This is a genomic window from Kitasatospora sp. NPDC059795, from assembly GCF_042732175.1.
Classification (GTDB): domain Bacteria; phylum Actinomycetota; class Actinomycetes; order Streptomycetales; family Streptomycetaceae; genus Kitasatospora.
In genome coordinates this window covers 1-17,620 of the sequence record NZ_JBHWID010000040.1, presented here as the reverse complement: position 1 = coordinate 17,620, position 17,620 = coordinate 1, and the positions used below count along the sequence as shown (strand labels likewise).

Sequence of the window (17,620 nt, the reverse complement as noted above, 5' to 3'; positions counted from 1 at the left end):
TTTTTTTTTTAACTCCAACCCCCCCCCCAACAACCACGGCGCCGCGCGGTCGTGTCTTCGCGGGGGGGGGGCTGTCGGTGTGTCGGCTCAGAACAGTCCGGCGACCAGGTCGCCGACCGACTTGCGGCGGCCGGTGAAGAACGGCACCTCCTCGCGCACGTGCAGCCGCGCGCGGGACGGGCGCAGGTCGCGCATCAGGTCGACGATCCGGTGCAGCTCGTCGGCCTCGAAGGCCAGCAGCCACTCGTAGTCGCCGAGCGCGAACGAGGCGACGGTGTTGGCGCGCACGTCCGGGTAGCCGCGGGCCATCTGCCCGTGCTCGGACAGCATCGCCCGGCGCTCCTCGTCGGGGAGCAGGTACCACTCGTAGGAGCGGACGAACGGGTAGACGCACACGTACTCGCGCGCACGCTCGTCGGCGAGGAACGCCGGGATGTGCGACTTGTTGAACTCGGCCGGGCGGTGCAGCGCCATGTTCGACCAGACCGGCTCCATGCGGCGGCCCAGCTCGGTGCGGCGGAAGCGGTTGTACGCCTCCTGCAGGTCGTCCGAGTTCTCGGCGTGCCACCAGATCATCAGGTCGGCGTCGGCGCGCAGGCCGGACACGTCGTAGGTGCCGCGGATGGTGACGTCCTTGGCGGAGAGCTGCTCGAAGAGGGCGTCCACCTCGGCGACCAGGGCGGAACGGTCCTCGGGGAGGCCGTCCTTCAGCTTGAACACCGACCACATGGTGTAGCGGATGACCTGGTTGAGGTCGCGGGCCTTCTTCTTCACGGGCTGCTCAGTGCTTTCGGTCATGAGCCCATTGTCCCTTCTGTGCGGGTGGTTCCGATGACGGGGTGCACCTCGGCGGCCCGGCGGGCGCCGGCGACGACGGCGGGAATGCCGACGCCGTCGTAGGCGGCGCCGCAGACGGCGATCGCGCCGAGCTCGTCCAGCCGGGCGCGGATCCGGGCGACCCGGTCCAGGTGCCCGACCGGGTACTGCGGCAGACCGTCGGTCCAGCGGGCGACGGCGTGGTCGTACGGGGTGGCGGTCAGGCCGACGGCGGCGTGCAGGTCGGCCAGCGAGCGGGCGACCAGTTCGGCGTCGTCCAACTGCAGCGCGGCGGCCTCGCGGTGCCGGCCGAGCGAGGTGCGCAGCAGAAAGGCGTCGGGCGCGGAGCGTTCCAGCCAGCCCCACTTGTTGCTGGAGAAGGTGGACGCCTTGATGGTGCGGCGGTCCACCGGCGGCACCAGGAAGCCGCTGCCGGTGAGCGGGCTGTCCGCCAGGTCGGCGCGCCGGAAGGCCAGCGTGACCAGCGCCATCGAGGCGTACTCGATCTCCCGCAGCTCGGCCGCGGCGGCGGGCGCGTCGGCGGCGAGCAGCGCGGCGGCGTGCGGCGCGGGGACGGCCAGCACCACGGCGTCGGCGTGCAACTGCCGTCCGGCGGTGGTGATCTGCCAGCCGTCGGGGGTGCGGTGCAGCGCCTCGACGGGGTGGTCGGTGAGCAGTTCCGCGCCGTGCGCGCGGTCGTGGGCGGCGATCGCCTCGGGGAAGGTGCCGAGACCGCCGCGCAGGCCCTGGAAGACCGGGCCGGCGGCGGTGGAGCGGCCGGTGAGCTCGCGGACGGCCTCGGTCAGCGAGCCGTCGCGCTGTGCCAACGCCAGCAGCTGTGGGACGGCGGCGCGGATCGAGATCTCGTCGGCGTGCCCGGCGTACACGCCGCCGAGCAGCGGCTCGACCAGCCGGTCGACCACCTCGCGGCCGAGCCGGGCGGCGATGTAGCCGCCGATCGCGGCGTCCTCGCCGATCTCGGCGGGCTGCTCGTTCGCGGCCCGCTCCAGGCCTTCGGGGGTGAGCACACCGGACGCCTTCAGCGCGTCCAGGTCGCCGGGCACGCCCATCAGCTGGCCGCCGGGCATCGGACGCAGGCCCTCGCGGGTCCAGATCGACGCCTTGGCGGTGGTGGGCGGCTCCAGCCGCTCGCCGAGGCCGACCTTCCGGGCCAGCTCGACGGCCTCGGGCCGGCGGGCCAGCATCGATTCCGCGCCGAGGTCGACCCGGACGCCGCCGACCTCCCCGCCGCGCAGTTTGCCGCCGAAGCGGTCGGACGCCTCCAGCACGGTGACCCGCACCGGCCGGTCACTGAGGAAGGCGGCCGCGGCCAGGCCCGCGATGCCGCCACCGATCACCACGACGTGAGGTTTCGCCATGTCCCGAAGTCTTCCAGCCCTTATCCCGGATCCCGCACCGGCCCACGCGGGGGCCGAGACCGGCATGAGGCCTAGGCGTGATCCATCCGGTACCGCCGAGGCGGGTCCGATCCGCGGGCCCGCGCGTCACAGTGCCGAAGGGGGCGGGCGAGCGGCCCGCCCCGCCACACGGGGAGGGAACACAGGATGCGAGTACGGGTGCGCAGCGCGGGGGCGGCCGGCGCCTTGGCGGCGGTGCTGCTGCTGGCCGGGTGCAGTGCGAGCGGCGGCAGCGCCGCGTCTGCGGGCAAGGCCGACAACGGGGTGCCGGCGGTCGCGCCGGCCGACGCCAAGGCGGCAGGCGCAGTGGGGGCGGGCGGCGCGGGGGCGGGCAGCGCAGCAGGAACGGGCGGCGCGGGGGCGGGCGGTGCGACCGCACCGCCGTCGGCCGGTCCGTCCGGGCAGCCGACGAATCGACAGATCGCCTACCAGGCCCGGATGACCGTCAAGGTGGGCGACCTGGAACCGGCCCGCGACAAGGCCGTCGACGTGGCCCTGAAGGCGGGCGGCTACGTCGGCAGCGAGAGCCGCCGCGGCGCGGGCGACGGCGCGCAGGCCACGCTGACGCTGAAGGTGCCCGCCGATGCGTACCAGGGCGTCCTGGAGGCGCTCGGCGGCCTCGGACAGCGGCTCGCCCTCACCAGCCAGGCCGACGACCTGACCGGGCAGATCGCCGACGTCGACAGCCGCGTCAAGTCGATGCGGGCCAGCGTGGACCGGGTCCGGGCGCTGATGGCGGATGCCAAGTCGCTCAGCGAAGTGGTGTCCCTGGAAAGCGAGTTGACCCGCCGCGAGTCCGACCTGGAGGCGCTCGAACGCCAGCAGCAGGAGCTGTCCTCGCGTACCTCCCTCTCCACCGTCACCCTCGACCTGATGACCGACGACCGGCGCCCCACCGGCGCGGTCGTCAAGCACAAGGACGACGGCTTCTGGGCCTCCGTCACCGACGCCCTCGCCGGCGGCTGGCACGCCCTGCTGACCGTTCTGCGCTTCCTTCTCACCGTCCTGGCCGCCGGCGCGCCGTTCCTCCTCGTCCTGGCCCCCCTCGTCTGGCTCCTCCACCGTCACCGCCGCACCCGCCCCCACCGGCCCCGCCCCACCCCCGCCGGCCCCGGCTTCCCCGCCCCACCCCAGCACCCCCCGACCACCACCCCGGAGGACTGACACTCCACAGGGCTCGGCCGCACACCACCTGCGGCCGGGCCCACCTGGTCCGGCCGCAGGCAACGGAGGACAGCACCACGACCGGCCGGGGCCCGCGCAGCGTGGCCGCAGCGGCCAGGCCCGCGCCAGAGTCCCGGCCGTACCGCGATCGGCCCGCGCAGCGTGGCCACAGGCAAAGGAACCCGGCCCCGGCGCAGCATCGTGAACGGCCGAGGCCCGCGCAGCGTGGCCGCACTGGCCAGGCCCGCACCAGAGTCCCGGCCGTACCGCGATCGGCCCGCGCAGCGTGGCCACAGGCAAAGAAACCCGGCCCCGGCGCAGCATCGTGAACGGCCGAGGCCCGCGCATCGTGGCCGCACTGGCCAGGCCCGCACCAGAGTCCCGGCCGTAGCGCGATCGGCCCGCGCAGCGTGGCCACAGGCAAAGAAACCCGGCCCCGGCGCAGCATCGTGAACGGCCGAGGCCCGCGCAGCGTGGCCGCACTGGCCAAGCCCGCGCGACACCCCACCGCACACCGACGGCCGGTGGGTCCACAGCACCACAGCCACCTCGCTCCCGGGCCCACCCGACACACACCGCCACAGCCCCCCGCCCCCGCGCAGCGTGGCCGCAGCACCGAGCCCACGTCAGAGTCCCGGCCGTACCGCGATCGGCCCGCGCAGCGTGGCCACAGGCAAGGGGACCCAGCCGCCACCCCGGCGCAGCATCGTGAACGGCCGAGGCCCGCGCGGCGTGGCCGCACTGGCCAGGCCCGCGCCGCGCCACCGGTCGGCAGGTCCACAGCACCACAGCCACCTCGCCCCCGGGCCCACCCGACAACACACCGCCACAGCCCACCGCCCCGCGCAGCATGGCCGCAGCACCGAGCCCACGTCTCAACGCCCACGCCTGCTCGCCCCCACGTCGCCCCCCTCGCTCAGCGCAGCGCCGTGACCGGCCGGGCCCGTACCGCGAAGGCCGCGGCCGTGCTCGCGCACGGGACGGCGATCGCCGTACACAGCAGGGCCGTTGCGCCCAGAGCGCCCCACGGGACGACGAGCGGTCCGGTGGTGCCGAGCAGGCGCAGGGCGGTCTGCATGGCGGCGAGCCCGGCGGCCGTGACGAGGGTGCCGAGCAGGGCGCCCGTCACGACCACGGTGAAGGTCTCGGTGGCGACCAGGCGGACTGTCTGGGCGCGGGTGGCGCCGGCGAGGCGGAGTTGGGCGAGTTCGCGGCGGCGGTCGGCGGTGGTGGTGAGGGCGGCGTGGGCGAGGGCGATCGCGGTGTAGAGCAGGGCGAGGCCGAGGACGCCCGCGATCCGCCGGAGGCGTTTCGGGTCGTCGGTCGGGTCGTGCGCGGCGAGCCATTCGGCGCGGGTGGCGAGGGTCGCGCCGTGTGCGTGGGCGACGGCCCGCAGGCGGTCCTCGGTCCCGACGCCGGGGGCGGGCGTCAGGTCGATCCGGTCGGTGTGCGCGCCGGGGGCGTTGCGCGGGGTGAGGTAGACGGGGTTGTCGCCGGTGCCGTCGCGCAGGACGGCGGCGACCCGCAGGGTGCGGCGGGTGCCGTCGGCGAGCACCACCGGCACGCGGTCGCCGACGGCCGGGTGCCCCCACTCCTCGGCGAGCACCAGGCTGTCGTCGTCGAGCGCGGTGACGGAGCCGGCCGCCACCGGGAGCCGGGTGAGGGCGGTCAGCGCGCCGGGGTCGGCGACGGCCCGGGCCTCGGTGCGCACGGCGGTGCCGTCCGGCTCGACGACGGACAGCCCGGCGGTGGCGGTCGCCGAGACCACCGCGCCGGGCAGGGCGTCGCGCAGCGCGGCGGCCAGTGCGTCGCCGTCGCCGTCCCGGGGCGTCAGCACCTGCTCGGCGGCGGTGCGTTCGCGGGCCTCGGCGGCGCGGGCGGCGGCGACGGTCGCGGGGGCGCCGGTCAGCGAGCCGGCGAGGGCGACGGACAGCAGGACGGGCGCGGTGATCGCCCCGGTCCGGCGCACGCCGGTGAGCGCGCCGCCGCGCACCAGCCGTCCCGTCACCCGGCCGCGGCGGGCGGTGAGCAGGCGCAGCAGCGGCCGGGCCAGGGCGGGGGCGAGCAGGGCGGCGGCGGTGATCAGCACCATCGGCTGGAGGGTGTACGTCTTGCGGTGCAGCAGGTCGGCGGGGTCGCCGATCAGCGCGGTGCCGGTGAGCACGGCGGAGGTGCCGAGCAGGGCGAGGCCGCACAGCCACCGGCCGGGGGTCATCACCCGGGTGTCGACGTCGGCTTCGCGCAGCGCCTCCAGCGGACGGACCCGGCCGGCCCGCCGGGCGGCGATCGCGACGGCGGTGACGGCGACCAGCGGGCCGGTGCAGAACGCGGTGACCAGCGGCCAGGCGGGCGTGCCGATCCGGAAGCCCGCGGGGGCGAGGTCGGCGGCGGTCAGCAGCCGGGCGAACAGCGGAACACCGCCCCGGGCCAGCGCGGCGCCGGCCGAGGCGGCGAGCAGTCCGAGCAGCGCGGCCTCGCCGAGCACGCTGCGCCGCACCTGGCCGCGGGTGGCGCCGGCCAGCCGGAGCAGGCCGAGTTCGCGTCGTCGCCGGGCGACGGCGTACGCGTAGGTGGAGGCCACCACGAACCCGGCGGTGAACACGGCGACCCCGCAGCCGGTCCCGAGCTGCGCGATCAGCGCCGTCCGCTCGTCGCCGGGCGGCAGCGCGGTGCTCGCGACGAGGCCGAGCAGGGTGGTGGCCATCAGCGCGACGCCGAGGGCGAGGGCGGTGAAGGGGGCGAGCAGGGCGGGCCCGCCGGCCCGCAGGGAGCGGGTGGCGATCCTGAGCATTCCGGTCGTCATGCTCCGTCAGCCAACCCGTCCGGGCCGGTGGGCACAGCCACGCCAGCCCCACCCCGAAAGGTAGAGCCCGCTCCACCGCGCCGCCCCGGGGCCGGGCCCTATGGTGTCGCGGACCGGCGACGACGAGGGGGCACCGGATGGCGACGGACTGCTGGCAGGCGCTGCGCCGGCCGGGCTTCCTGCGGACGGCCTGGCCGTGGCGCTCGGTGGCGTACCTGCTGGTGAGCGGGGTGTCGGGGCTGCTGCTGTGCGTGCTGCTGCTGGTCTGGACGGTGGCCGGCGCGGCGCTGTCGCTGCTGCTGGTGGGCCTGCCGCTGGTGCTGGCGCTGCCGCTGGCGGGGTTGCCGTTCGGGGCGTGGGAGCGGCGGCTGCTGCGGCTGATGGGCGCGCCGCCGGACGATCCGCACCGGCTGCCGGACGCCCCGGGCGTCCGGTCGTGGCTGCGCACCCGCCTCGCGGAGGGCGCGACCTGGCGGGAGTCGGGCAGCGCGGTGCTGTCGGCGTTCCTGCTGTGGCCGCTGGACCTGCTGGCGGTGGCGGGCGCGCTGGCGCCGGTCGCCCTGCTGGCCACGCCGCTGCTGCTGGCGTGGGACGGCGAGCAGGTGAACGTGCTGAAGGTGGCGCAGGTGGACTCCCCCGGCCCGGCGTGGGCGCTGGCGGCGGCGGGCGCGGTGCTGCTGCCCGCCGCCGGGTACCCGCTGACGGTGCTGGCGGGCGCCCGGGCGGCGCTGGTGCGGATGCTGACGGGCGCTCAGGAACGGGTCGGCGAGCTGGTGCGTTCGCGGGCCCGGCTGGTGGACGCCTTCGAGGCGGAGCGCCGCCGGATCGAACGCGACCTGCACGACGGTGCGCAGCAGCGGCTGGTGGCGCTGTCGATGGCGCTCGGCCTGGCCCGGCTGGACGCCCCGCCGGACGGCCCGCTGCGGGAGCGGCTGGCGGCGGCGCACGCCGAGGCGGACCGGGCGCTCGCGGAGCTGCGCGAGCTGATCCACGGCATCCACCCGCGGGTGCTGGCCGACCGCGGACTGCCGGACGCCTGCGCGGATCTGGCGGACCGTTCGCCGCTCCCGGTGGACGTGGACGTCGCCCTGCCGGGCCGGCTGCCGGCGGCCGTGGAGTCCGCGGGCTGGTTCGCGGTGTGCGAGGCGCTGACGAACGCGGCCCGGCACAGCGGCGCGTCCCGGGCCCGGGTGGCGGGCCGCCGCGAGGGCGGGCTGCTGGTGCTGGAGGTCTCCGACGACGGCCGGGGCGGCGCGGACCCGTCCCGGGGCACGGGGTTGACGGGCTTGGCGGACCGGGTCGCGGTGGTGGACGGCAGACTGTCCGTCAGCAGCCCGCCCGGCGGGCCGACCCTGCTGCGTGTGGAGATTCCGTGCCCCCTGCTGCCCGACGTCCGCTCCGCCTAGTGCTGGCCGAGGACTCCGTCCTGCTGCGGGAGGGCCTGGTGGGCCTGCTGGAACGTTTCGGCCACACCGTGTCGGCGGCCGTCGGTGACGCCCCATCACTGCTGGCGGCGGTCGCCGAGCACCGGCCCGACCTGGTGGTCACCGACGTCCGGATGCCGCCGGGCCTGGCCGAGGAGGGCCTGCGCGCGGCGATCGCGCTGCGCACCGAACGGCCGGGGCTGCCGGTGCTGGTGCTCAGCCAGTACGTGCAGCGCTCGTACGCGGCGGAGCTGCTGGCGGGCGGCGACGGCTCGGGCGTGGGCTACCTGCTGAAGGACCGGGTCGGCCACGTCGAGGAGTTCCTGGACGCGCTGCACACGGTGGCGTCCGGCGGCACCGTGGTGGACCCGGAGGTGGTGCGCCGGCTGCTGGCCCGCCGCCGGGACCCGCTGGAGCGGCTGACGCCCCGGGAGCGGGAGGTGCTGGAGCTGATGGCCCGGGGCTGCTCGAACGCGGAGATCTGCCGCCGGCTGGTGGTGTCGGAGGCGGCGGTGGCCAAGCACATCGGCAACATCCTGCTGAAGCTCGACCTGCCGCCCGCCGAGGACACCCACCGCCGGGTCCTGGCGGTGCTGGCGTTCCTCGGCGGCGACGAACGGGCCTGAGGTCAGCGGGCGCTGGCCTCGTGGACGAAGGCGACCAGGCGGGTCAGCGCGTCCGGGTCCATGGTCGGCATGACGCCGTGGCCGAGGTTGAAGATGTGGTGGCTGCCGCCGAGCGCCTGGGCGGCGTGCAGCACCTCGCGGGCCTTGGTCTCCACCACGTGGGTGGGCGCGTACAGCACGGCCGGGTCGAGGTTGCCCTGCAGGCCCTTGCCGGGGCCGACCCGGTTGGCGGCCTCGTCCAGCGGGACCCGCCAGTCGACGCCGACGATGTCCGCGCCGGCCTGGCCCATCAGGCCGAGCAGTTCACCGGTGTTGACGCCGAAGTGGATCCGCGGCACCCCGTACGGCGCGACCGCGTCGAACACCTTGGCGCTGGCGGGCATCACCGAGCGGCGGTACTCGTCCGGGGCGAGCGCACCCGCCCAGGAGTCGAACAGCTGGATCGCCGAGGCGCCCGCCTCGATCTGGATCTTCAGGAACGCCGAGGTGATCTGCGCGAGCCGGTCGACGAGCTCCGCCCACAGCTCGGGCTCGCCGTACATCATCGCCTTGGTGTTCTCGTACGACTTCGACGGGCCGCCCTCGATCAGGTAGCTCGCCAGCGTGAACGGCGCACCGGCGAAGCCGATCAGCGGGGTGGCGCCGAGCTCCTCGACCAGCGCGCCGACCGCCTCGGTGATGTACGGCATGTCGTCCGGCTCCAGCGGACGCAGCCGCTGCAGGTCGGCCTTGGTGCGGATCGGGTCGGCGATGACCGGACCGACGCCGCCCTTGATCTCCACGTCGATGCCGACCGCCTTGAGCGGGACCACGATGTCGGAGAAGAAGATCGCCGCGTCCACCTTGTGCCGGCGCACCGGCTGCAGGGTGATCTCCTTGACCAGCTCGGGCCGCATACAGGCGTCGAGCATCGGGACGCCCTCGCGCACCTTCAGGTACTCGGGCAGCGAGCGGCCGGCCTGCCGCATGAACCACACGGGGGTGTACGGCACCGGCTCGTTGCGGGCGGCGCGCAGGAAGACGGAGTCGTACGCGGCGCCGCGGGGCCGCTGACCGGACTGGGCTGCGGGGGTCTCACTCACGCGTCACATCCTCGCACGCGGCCACTCCCGCCCCGGCCGCCGACCAGGCAAAACGGACAGCTCGGACACCCGTGGTGCACAGAGCGGTCCCGGCCCGGCCGATTTCCGGAATTTCGGCACGCCGGAGGAACGAAAGTGCTCGGATTGCGCGCCCGCGCCACCTAGGCTTCCGGACATGGCAGCGGTCGGCGGGCAATCCGCACAGGGTGGAGGAACGGGCAGGGAGTCGGCGCCGATCGAGTTCCGCGAGGCGGTCGAGGCGCTGACCGGGGCGCGGCTGCGCCCCGAGGTACGGCTGTCCCCCCAGCCCGCCCCCCGCCGACTGGCCCCGCACACCTTCGCACTCTCTGCCTCGGTCGAGGTGGACGGCGAGGAGCTGGCCGACGGCACCCTCGTCCTGCTGCACGACCCGTCCGCGCCGGAGGCCTGGAACGGGGACTTCCGCGTGGTCACCATGACCCGGGCCGAGCTGGAGCCGGAGATGGCGGGCGACCCGCTGCTGTCCGAGGTCGGCTGGAGCTGGCTGGTGGACGCCCTGCAGGCGCACGGCGCCGGGTTCGCGGAGCCCAGCGGCACCGTGACCAGGTGCCACTCGCAGTACTTCGGGGCGCTGGCCGAACGCGGCGCCTCCACCGAGATCGAGCTGCGCGCGTCCTGGACGCCCGCCGACGGCCGCTTCGAGCGGCACCTGGCCGCCTGGGCCGACCTGCTGTGCGTGTGCGCCGGGCTGCCGCCCGCCCCGTCGGCGGCGCCGGCCGCCGAGTCCGGCGGACTGGGCGGCGTGGTGCCGATGCCGGCCCGCCGTCGTCCGCGCAACCCGCACTGACCTCCGCCCGGCACCCCTTTTTTCCACTTCGCCGCTCGCACGGCTGTCCGCACCCCGTAGACACCCCGGGGGACAGTCGCACGCCTTGGACCGGCGACCACCCGCAGGGCTGACGGAGTGTGACTTCGTAGACGCTCCCGGTCAATTACCCGACCGTTCCCGATCGTCGTGTCGCCGGAAACGATCGAATCCGTGCGATTTCCGGGCACGTCCTACCGGTCGTCTGCGCGATTTGTCCGTATTGTTACTCACCAGATCGTGATCACCCGCTAAAGCCGGTCACGGTTGATGCCGAAGGTGTCAGTGACCCTTTCCAGACGCGGAACACTCCGACCGCCCCCTCGGGGTTCCGTCCGCCACTCCCCCGCAGGAGGCCTCAGGTGTCGGTCCTTCTTGAGCACCCCGCAAACGTGGTCGCCTACCGTCCGACGAAGCCCACCGCCATGGTGGTCATCGCTGATCCCCGGGTCCGGAACACGGTGACCCGGCATCTATGGGCGCTCGGTGTCCGCGACGTCATCGAGGTCTCCTCGATCGCCGAGGCCCGGCCCCGGATCTCCAACCCCCGCGACATCTGCATCGCCGATGTCCACCTCCCCGACGGCTCCGGCCTGACCGTCCTGGCCGAGACCCGCGCCGCGGGCTGGCCGAACGGCCTGGCGCTGTCCGCCGCCGACGACATCGGCGCGGTCCGCTCGGCCCTGGCCGGCGGCGTCAAGGGATACGTGGTCACCGGCACCCGCACCAGCATGCCGTTGCCCGGCCGTCCCGGACTGCCGATCGGCGCCGGCCTGGCCGGTCGGATGCGCCGTCCCGGCATCCCCGGCCACCACCACCCCGGCATGCACGGCGCTCCCGGCCAGCCCGGCGGCGCCCCCGGCGCTCCCGGTGCACCCGGCGCGCAGCCCTCCGCCTACCGCGAGCTCTCCGGCCGTGAGGTCGAAGTGCTGCGGCTGGTCGCCGAGGGCCAGTCGAACAAGGCGATCGGCGTCGCGATGGGCCTCTCCGCCCTCACCGTGAAGAGCCACCTCGCCCGCATCGCCCGCAAGCTCGGGACGGGCGACCGGGCCGGCATGGTGGCGGTGGCGCTGCGCACCGGCATCATCCACTGACCCACATCGTCCCTGGTGGCGGCCCGGAGGAACGTTTCCTCCGGGCCGTTCCCGTGCCCTCCGCCGACGATCCGTCACCCGCCGCCGCGGCCCCCGGACCGGCCCGCCGACCCCGCCCGGCGGAGGTCCGAACATGGTCCGACCAGTCGGACAACACTCCCGGCGGCGGCACACGACGTACCCTTGGGGGGTGACCGACGCCGTAGCCTCCATCCCCGAAGAGACCGCCCCGGTTCCGCTCCTCGAACCCAGGGACGGACTCCCACCGGTGGTGTCGGACCCTCAGGCGCTCGCCGCGACCATCGCGGCCTTCCGTACCGGCACCGGCCCCGTCGCCGTCGACGCCGAACGCGCCTCCGGCTACCGCTACGGCCAGCGCGCCTACCTGATCCAGCTGCGCCGCAACGGCGCGGGCACCGCGCTGATCGACCCGATCGCCTGCCCCGACCTCTCCGCGCTGGACGAGGCCATCCACGACACCGAGTGGGTCGTGCACGCCGCCACCCAGGACCTGCCCTGCCTGTTCGACGTCGGCATGCACCCCGGCGTGCTGTTCGACACCGAACTCGCCGGCCGGCTCGCCGGCTTCCCCCGGGTCGGCCTCGGCCCGATGACCGAGAACGTCCTCGGCCTCTCGCTGGCCAAGGAGCACTCCGCCGTCGACTGGTCCACCCGTCCGCTGCCCGAGCCCTGGCTGCGCTACGCCGCGCTCGACGTCGAGGTCCTGGTCGACCTGCGCGACGCCCTGGAGACCGAACTCGACCGGCAGGGCAAGCTCGACTGGGCCCACCAGGAGTTCGCCGCCCTCGCCGCCGCACCCCGCCCCGCCCCGCGGGTCGACCCCTGGCGGCGCACCTCCCAGCTGCACAAGGTCCGCCGCCGTCGGCAGCTCGCCGTCGTCCGCGAACTCTGGCTGACCCGCGACCGGATCGCCCGCGAACGCGACGTCTCCCCCGGCCGGGTGCTGGCCGACACCGCGATCGTCAACGCGGCCCTCGCGATGCCGCTCAACGCGCCCGCGCTGATCGCCGTCCAGGGCTTCGGGCCCCGGGTGAACCGGCGTCAGCTCGAACAGTGGCTGGGCGCGATCGAACGGGCCCGGGAGATTCCGGAGAACGCGCTGCCCTCCGCGACCGCCCCGCACGACGGGCCGCCGCCGCCGCGCGCCTGGGCCGAGAAGGACCCGATCGCCGCAGCCCGCCTCACCGGCGCGAGGGCCGCCGTCGCGGCCCTCGCCGAACAGCACCACCTGCCCGCGGAGAACCTGATCACCCCCGACCTGGTCCGCCGCGTCTCCTGGGAACCGCCGGACCGACCGGACGCGACGTCGATCGCCGACGCACTGCACTCCCTGGGGGCCCGCGCCTGGCAGACGGAACTGGTCGCTCCGGCGCTCGCGGAGGCGTTCGGGACGGCCGAGGGATAGCAGCGCAGGCGAGCGCGAAAGCAGGGGCGCACACTCGCAGTGCGTTCTCGCTCACTCCTCCATCTCCTTGCCCACCGTTGTTACTCGTGGGTAGATTGGTCGCGTAGCAGCGTCGCTGATTTGCGCGCTCGCCCCGCCATCCCCCTGGGAGGAGAGCCCCCGTGCCTCGTACCGCGAGGGACGTCGTCTTCGTCGACGGCGTCCGCACCCCGTTCGGCAAGGCCGGCCCGAAGGGCATGTACCACGAGACGCGGGCGGACGACCTGGTCGTCAAGTGCATCCGCGAGCTCGTGCGCCGCAACCCGAGCCTGCCGGTCGAGCGGATCGACGAGGTCGCCGTCGCGGCGACCACCCAGATCGGAGACCAGGGTCTGACCATCGGCCGCACCGCCGCGCTGCTCTCGGGTCTGCCGAAGTCCGTTCCGGGCTACTCGATCGACCGGATGTGCGCGGGTGCGATGACGGCCGTCACCGCCACCGCGGGCGGCATCGCGTTCGGCGCCTACGACGTGGTCGTGGCCGGCGGCGTGGAGCACATGGGCCGGCACCCGATGGGCGAGGGCGTGGACCCGAACCCGCGGTTCGTCTCGGAGAAGCTGGTCGACGAGTCCGCCCTGTTCATGGGCATGACCGCGGAGAACCTGCACGACCGCTTCCCGCACCTGACGAAGGAGCGCTGCGACGCGTACGCGGTGCGCTCGCAGGAGAAGGCGGCGAAGGCGTACGCCAACGGCGACATCCAGCCGGACCTGGTGCCGATCGCGATCCGCAACACCAACCCCGCGGTCGGCGAGACCGGTTGGGGCCTGGCGACCACGGACGAGCCGATGCGCCCGGGCACCACCATGGAGTCGCTGGCCGCCCTGAAGACCCCGTTCCGTCCGCACGGCAACATCACCGCGGGCAACGCGGCGGGCCTGAACGACGGTGCGACCGCCTCGCTGCTGGCCGCCGAGGACGTGGCCCGCGAGCTGGGCCTGCCGGTCAAGATGCGCCTGGTGAGCTACGCGTTCGCGGGCGTCGAGCCCGAGGTGATGGGCATCGGTCCCGTCCCGGCGACCGAGAAGGCGCTGGCCAAGGCCGGTCTGACCATCGACGACATCGGCGCGTTCGAGGTCAATGAGGCGTTCGCCGTCCAGGTGCTGGCGTTCCTGGACCACTACGGCATCGCGGACGACGACGAGCGGGTCAACCCGTACGGCGGCGCGATCGCGTTCGGCCACCCGCTGGCCTCCTCCGGCGTGCGTCTGATGACGCAGCTGGCCCGCCGCTTCGAGCAGCGCCCGGACGTCCGCTACGGCCTGACCACCATGTGCATCGGCTTCGGCATGGGCGGCACCGTCATCTGGGAGAACCCGCACTTCGAGGGTGGTAAGTGACCATGAGCACCACTGAGATGCTGCAGCGCGCCGCCGAACTGTTCCCCGGCGAGGTCGTCACCACCGCGCACGTGCGCCACCTGGACCTGCCGCTGCAGGCCGGCAAGCTGGCGCTGATCACCCTGGACAACGGCTTCGACCACACCAAGCCGACCACCTTCGGCCCGGGTTCGCTGGCGAAGCTGTCCGAGGCGCTGGACCAGGTCGAGGCCGAGGCCGCCGAGGGCAAGGTGGTCGCCGTCGCGATCACCGGCAAGCCGTTCATCTTCGCCGTCGGCGCCGACCTCAAGGGCGTCGAGGTGCTCAAGGAGCACTCGGACGCGCTGGCCATCGGCAAGGGCGGCCACGACGTCTTCAAGCGGATCGCCGCGCTGCCCGTCCCGTCCTTCGCGTTCTACAACGGCGCGGCGATGGGCGGCGGCGTCGAGGTCGGCCTGCACTGCTCCTACCGCACCGTCAGCGCGGGCGTCCCGGCGTTCTCGCTGCCCGAGGTCTTCCTCGGCCTGGTGCCCGGCTGGGGCGGCTGCACGCTGCTGCCGAACCTGATCGGCCCGGCCAAGGCGGTCAAGGTCATTGTCGAGAACTCGATGGCCCAGAACAAGCAGCTCAAGGGCAAGGACGTGTTCGAGCTGGGGATCGCGGACGCGATCTTCGAGCCGGCCGACTTCCTGGAGCAGTCGCTGCTGTGGACGGCTCGCGTGCTCAAGGGCGACGTGGTCGTCGAGCGCGAGGAGTTCGACCGCGGCAAGGCGTGGGACGACGCCGTGCTGTGGGGCCGCTGGGTCGCCGACGCCAAGGTGCACGGGGCCGCTCCGGCCGCGTACAAGGCGCTCGACATCATCCAGCAGGTCAAGGACGGCGACCTGCAGGCCGGCTTCGACGCCGAGGACGCCGCGCTGGCCGACCTGATCATGAGCGGCGAGCTGCGCGCCGGCCTGTACGCCTTCAACCTGGTGCAGCGCCGCGCGAAGAAGCCGTTCGGCGCGCCGGACAAGTCGCTGGCCCGCCCGGTCACCAAGGTCGGCGTCGTCGGCGCCGGCCTGATGGCCTCCCAGCTGGCGCTGCTGTTCGCGCGCCGCCTGGAGGTGCCGGTGGTGCTCACCGACATCGACCAGGAGCGCATCGACAAGGGCGTGGGCTACGTCCACGGCGAGATCGACAAGCTGCTGGCGAAGGGCCGCATCGGCGGCGACAAGGCCAACAAGCTCAAGGGCCTGGTCTCCGGCCACCTCGACAAGGCCGTCGCGTTCGGCGACGCGGACTTCGTCATCGAGGCCGTCTTCGAGGAGATGGGCGTCAAGCAGAAGGTGTTCGCGGAGCTGGAGGCGGTGGTCGCGCCGACCACCATCCTGGCCACCAACACCTCCTCGCTGTCGGTCACCGAGATGGCGTCCAAGCTCCAGCACCCGGAGCGCGTGGTCGGCTTCCACTTCTTCAACCCGGTCGCGATCCTCCCGCTGCTGGAGATCGTCCGGGCCGAGAAGACCGACGACGCCTCGCTGGCCACCGCGTTCGGTGTCGCCAAGAAGCTGAAGAAGACCGCGGTGCTCACCAAGGACGCCCCGGCGTTCGTGGTCAACCGCATCCTGACCCGCTTCATGGGCGAGATCCAGAACATCATCGACGAGGGCACCTCGTTCGAGACCGTCGAGGCCGCGGTCAAGCCGCTCGGCCTGCCGATGTCGCCGATCGCCCTGCTCGAACTGGTCGGCCCGGCCATCGCCCTGCACGTCTCCGAGACCCTGCACGGCGCGTTCCCGGAGCGGTTCACCGTCTCCGAGAACCTCGGCAAGGTCGTCAAGGCCGGCAAGCGCGGCTTCTACATCTGGCAGGACGGCGCCCAGGTCCTCGACCCCGAGGTCCTCGCCCTCCTCACCTTCGGCGACTCCGTCCTGACGGAGGACCAGGTCCGCGCCCGCGCCCTGGACGCCGTCGCTCAGGAGATCGGCCTGATGCTCGACGAGGGCGTCGTCGGCGAGGCGCAGGACATCGACCTGTGCATGATCACCGGCGCCGGCTGGCCCTTCCACCTCGGCGGCATCACCCCGTACCTCGACCGCGAGGGCGTCTCCGAGCGCGTCAACGGCAAGAAGTTCCTGGCCCCCGGCCTGGCTTCGGTCCCCGCCTGACGCACAGCGTTCCGCCGACGGGCGGCACCCCCCTTCCTCCGGGACGGGGAGTGCCGCCCGTCGGCGTTCTCGCGACTACGCTGGACCGGGTCGGCCCAGGGAGGACTTGATGACCGCGCAGCCCGACCACTCCGCGTACCACGACGACGAGCTGATCCCGCGTCCCGAGAAGACCCCCGACGCCCTCCGCGCAGCGCTGGCAGCCGTCGCACCGCACCGGCTCCCGGAGATGGCGGAGCAACAGGACGAGGCCTTCGCCCTCGCCGTCCGGGCCGGCTCCATCGCCCCCCTCCGGGTCTTCCTCAACACCTGGGCCGCCCACATCGAGGTTGCCCGCAGTCTCCGCAGCGCCGCCCGCCTGCGCGAGGCCGAGCACGCCGTACAGACCCTGGACCGCCACGACCCCCGCTGGCACGAAGCCGTCCGCGAAAGCCTGGAGATCTTCAACCGGGCCTACGCGGCGGTGAACGGATGACCTGGTCCTGGGAGTACCACCCGGACGAGCAGTACGTCGCCGCCGAAGCACCTCCGGCTCTCCTCGCCGAGATCGAGCGGCGAGCCGACGAATTGGTCCGAGCCGCCGAAGCCCGCCACCTCGACGGCACCGGCCACCAGGGCCCGGGCGAGGGCCTGAGGACAGCCACCGTCGCCAACGGCTTCTTCGTCTACTTCGTCGTCCCCCGCCAACAGCGCGTCTACGTCTGCCAGGTCACCGGCGTGTAGCCCGGTATGCTGCCGAGCTTCTGCGTGGAGGGGGTCGGCCGGTGTTGGTGTCGGTCCACGGCGGAGAACCCGGTGCACCGGCGCTGGCGGGATTCGTGGCGGCTGTCGGTGGGGCTACTTCTTGAGGCGGTAGATGACGGTGTCTCCGGTGGCGCCGACCACCTCGTAGTGGGTGTCGAGGAGGGTGGCGATCCGGGGGACCATGTCGGGCTGGTAGGGCGCGGTGCCGGAGTCGTCGACGACGACCTCGGGGAAGCCGTTGGTGGAGATCTCGTCGTCGAAGGTCTGCCAGGCCTCGGCGACGGAGTACTGTTCGCCGACCTTCTCGCCGCCCTTGCCGCCGCTGAAGTTGGTCAGGAAGCCGGCGGTGAGGTAGCGGGTGGCGGGGCGCCGGTCGGCGAGCCAGTAGAGCTCGGGGTGCATGCCCCAGATCAGGACGGTGTCCTTCGGGGTGGTCTGGGCGGCGATCGCGGTGGCGACCTCGGTGGTCTGGGTGAGGCGCTGGCCGGGCCAGAGGACGGCGAGGCCCCAGAAGAAGCTGCACGCGAGGGTGGAGTAGATCAGGACGGGCTTCCACGGGACGGCGGAGGTGGCGACGGCTCCGACGCCGAGCAGGACCAGCGGGGGCATCAGCTGGAGGTAGTAGTGGCCGAAGAAGTGGAAGCCGACCGAGACGGCGACCACCGAGGAGG

14 protein-coding genes and 1 pseudogene are annotated in these 17,620 nt (G+C 73.9%); 10 read left to right on the top strand and 5 right to left on the bottom strand.

What is annotated here, in order from left to right:
* Nucleotides 1–87 precede the first annotated feature (87 nt).
* Nucleotides 88–798, bottom strand: coding sequence for a hydrogen peroxide-dependent heme synthase (gene hemQ, locus ACFV4P_RS35620; RefSeq protein ID WP_380477641.1), 711 nt, complete (start codon nt 796–798; stop codon nt 88–90).
* Nucleotides 795–2,195, bottom strand: a complete 1,401-nt coding sequence (hemG, locus tag ACFV4P_RS35615) for a protoporphyrinogen oxidase (protein WP_380477640.1) — start codon at nt 2,193–2,195, stop codon at nt 795–797. Before hemG ends, hemQ begins: the two co-directional genes overlap by 4 nt.
* Nucleotides 2,196–2,381: 186 nt before the next feature.
* Between hemG and ACFV4P_RS35610 the strand changes: the two genes are divergently transcribed.
* The gene (locus tag ACFV4P_RS35610; RefSeq protein ID WP_380477639.1) at nt 2,382–3,398 is read left to right on the top strand and encodes a DUF4349 domain-containing protein; all 1,017 of its coding nucleotides are present in this window, start codon (nt 2,382–2,384) and stop codon (nt 3,396–3,398) included.
* A gap of 916 nt (nt 3,399–4,314) precedes the next feature.
* On the opposite strand, the gene ACFV4P_RS35605 is transcribed toward ACFV4P_RS35610, so the two are convergent.
* Nucleotides 4,315–6,201 carry an ABC transporter permease gene (locus ACFV4P_RS35605; RefSeq protein WP_380477638.1) on the bottom strand — a complete coding sequence of 629 codons (1,887 nt, stop codon included), beginning with the start codon at nt 6,199–6,201 and terminating at the stop codon, nt 4,315–4,317.
* Nucleotides 6,202–6,338: 137 nt separating this feature from the next.
* On the opposite strand from ACFV4P_RS35605, the gene ACFV4P_RS35600 reads away from it, so the two are divergent.
* Nucleotides 6,339–7,607 carry a sensor domain-containing protein gene (locus tag ACFV4P_RS35600; protein ID WP_380477637.1) on the top strand — a complete coding sequence of 423 codons (1,269 nt, stop codon included), beginning with the start codon at nt 6,339–6,341 and terminating at the stop codon, nt 7,605–7,607.
* Nucleotides 7,607–8,251 carry a response regulator gene (locus ACFV4P_RS35595; RefSeq protein WP_380477636.1) on the top strand — a complete coding sequence of 215 codons (645 nt, stop codon included), beginning with the start codon at nt 7,607–7,609 and terminating at the stop codon, nt 8,249–8,251. The genes ACFV4P_RS35600 and ACFV4P_RS35595 overlap by 1 nt, the downstream gene beginning before the upstream one ends.
* Nucleotides 8,252–8,253: 2 nt before the next feature.
* Here ACFV4P_RS35595 and hemE read toward each other — a convergent pair whose 3' ends face one another.
* Nucleotides 8,254–9,333, bottom strand: coding sequence for a uroporphyrinogen decarboxylase (hemE, locus tag ACFV4P_RS35590; protein WP_380477635.1), 1,080 nt, complete (start codon nt 9,331–9,333; stop codon nt 8,254–8,256).
* Between the two features lie 175 nt (nt 9,334–9,508).
* Between hemE and ACFV4P_RS35585 the strand changes: the two genes are divergently transcribed.
* The 7 genes from ACFV4P_RS35585 to ACFV4P_RS35555 all read left to right on the top strand — a co-directional run bounded on the left by ACFV4P_RS35585 (nt 9,509) and on the right by ACFV4P_RS35555 (nt 16,928).
* Nucleotides 9,509–10,159 (top strand): DUF3000 domain-containing protein, encoded by a 651-nt coding sequence (locus tag ACFV4P_RS35585; protein WP_073814923.1) that lies wholly within the window; start codon nt 9,509–9,511, stop codon nt 10,157–10,159.
* Nucleotides 10,160–10,539: 380 nt separating this feature from the next.
* On the top strand, nt 10,540–11,271 hold the full coding sequence (locus tag ACFV4P_RS35580) for a LuxR C-terminal-related transcriptional regulator (RefSeq protein WP_380477634.1): 732 nt from the start codon (nt 10,540–10,542) through the stop codon (nt 11,269–11,271).
* Nucleotides 11,272–11,461: 190 nt separating this feature from the next.
* The gene (locus tag ACFV4P_RS35575) at nt 11,462–12,697 is read left to right on the top strand and encodes an HRDC domain-containing protein (protein ID WP_380477633.1); all 1,236 of its coding nucleotides are present in this window, start codon (nt 11,462–11,464) and stop codon (nt 12,695–12,697) included.
* 161 nt (nt 12,698–12,858) lie between these two features.
* Nucleotides 12,859–14,076: a thiolase family protein gene (locus tag ACFV4P_RS35570; RefSeq protein ID WP_380477632.1), complete on the top strand. Its 1,218-nt coding sequence runs from the start codon at nt 12,859–12,861 to the stop codon at nt 14,074–14,076.
* 2 nt (nt 14,077–14,078) lie between these two features.
* On the top strand, nt 14,079–16,205 hold the full coding sequence (locus ACFV4P_RS35565) for a 3-hydroxyacyl-CoA dehydrogenase NAD-binding domain-containing protein (RefSeq protein WP_380477631.1): 2,127 nt from the start codon (nt 14,079–14,081) through the stop codon (nt 16,203–16,205).
* 109 nt (nt 16,206–16,314) lie between these two features.
* The gene (locus tag ACFV4P_RS35560) at nt 16,315–16,680 is read left to right on the top strand and encodes a hypothetical protein (RefSeq protein WP_380477630.1); all 366 of its coding nucleotides are present in this window, start codon (nt 16,315–16,317) and stop codon (nt 16,678–16,680) included.
* Nucleotides 16,677–16,928 (top strand): hypothetical protein, encoded by a 252-nt coding sequence (locus ACFV4P_RS35555; RefSeq protein ID WP_380477629.1) that lies wholly within the window; start codon nt 16,677–16,679, stop codon nt 16,926–16,928. The genes ACFV4P_RS35560 and ACFV4P_RS35555 overlap by 4 nt, the downstream gene beginning before the upstream one ends.
* 114 nt (nt 16,929–17,042) lie before the next feature.
* Here the strand turns inward: ACFV4P_RS35555 and ACFV4P_RS35550 are convergent.
* Nucleotides 17,043–17,620, bottom strand: a pseudogene (locus ACFV4P_RS35550) (glycosyltransferase); the annotation flags it as partial.

Excerpts from the sequence above, each read along its gene's own strand:
- ACFV4P_RS35555 (WP_380477629.1), top strand. The coding sequence starts at position 16,677 with ATGACCTGGTCCTGGGAGTACCACCCGGACGAGCAGTACGTCGCCGCC.
- ACFV4P_RS35600 (WP_380477637.1), top strand. The coding sequence starts at position 6,339 with ATGGCGACGGACTGCTGGCAGGCGCTGCGCCGGCCGGGCTTCCTGCGG.
- ACFV4P_RS35565 (WP_380477631.1), top strand. The coding sequence starts at position 14,079 with ATGAGCACCACTGAGATGCTGCAGCGCGCCGCCGAACTGTTCCCCGGC.
- ACFV4P_RS35560 (WP_380477630.1), top strand. The coding sequence starts at position 16,315 with ATGACCGCGCAGCCCGACCACTCCGCGTACCACGACGACGAGCTGATC.
- hemQ (WP_380477641.1), bottom strand. The coding sequence starts at position 798 with ATGACCGAAAGCACTGAGCAGCCCGTGAAGAAGAAGGCCCGCGACCTC.
- hemG (WP_380477640.1), bottom strand. The coding sequence starts at position 2,195 with ATGGCGAAACCTCACGTCGTGGTGATCGGTGGCGGCATCGCGGGCCTG.
- ACFV4P_RS35585 (WP_073814923.1), top strand. The coding sequence starts at position 9,509 with ATGGCAGCGGTCGGCGGGCAATCCGCACAGGGTGGAGGAACGGGCAGG.
- ACFV4P_RS35605 (WP_380477638.1), bottom strand. The coding sequence starts at position 6,201 with ATGACGACCGGAATGCTCAGGATCGCCACCCGCTCCCTGCGGGCCGGC.
- ACFV4P_RS35610 (WP_380477639.1), top strand. The coding sequence starts at position 2,382 with ATGCGAGTACGGGTGCGCAGCGCGGGGGCGGCCGGCGCCTTGGCGGCG.